Source organism: Alcanivorax profundi (assembly GCF_003597125.1).
Lineage (GTDB): Bacteria > Pseudomonadota > Gammaproteobacteria > Pseudomonadales > Alcanivoracaceae > Alcanivorax > Alcanivorax profundi.
Genome location: NZ_QYYA01000093.1, coordinates 1 through 498, shown reverse-complemented (window position 1 = coordinate 498; position 498 = coordinate 1). Strand labels below are relative to the sequence as shown.

1 pseudogene is annotated in these 498 nt (G+C 40.6%); it reads left to right on the top strand.

Going from position 1 to position 498, the window contains the following annotated elements:
* Positions 1 to 403, top strand: a pseudogene (locus D4A39_RS19145) (IS982-like element IS1187 family transposase); the annotation flags it as partial.
* Positions 404 to 498: the final 95 nt, after the last annotated feature.

The window sequence follows — 498 nt, the reverse complement described above, 5'->3', positions numbered from 1 at the left end:
CCATTCCTATGATCTGTCAAAGGCAAGTGTGGCGGACCTCCATTATATGAAGGATGTAAAACATACTTATCACGACTGTAGCATCTATGGTGACAAAGGGTATATTGGAGCTGACGTACAGCTTGACTTGTTCGAAACCGCACACATAAGACTGGAGTGTCCGTATCGGCTCAACCAAAAGGATTGGAAACCGACATTCATTCCGTTTGCAAAGGCAAGAAAGAGGATTGAGACAATATTCTCACAACTTACAGACCAGTTCTTGGTCATCAGGAACTATGCGAAAATAACGAATGGTTTGTTTGCCAGGATCATTGGCAAAATTAGTGCACTTACCATTCTGCAATACGTAAACTTCATTAACGACAAGCCCATTGGCAGAATTAAGTATGCACTAAATTAATTCCGCCAACAGGTAAATTATATATAAAAGGAGATAAGGAGATGAAAGAAATATTGATAGTAAGCATTGGCAGTTTCTTCGGAGGCGGCATGAGA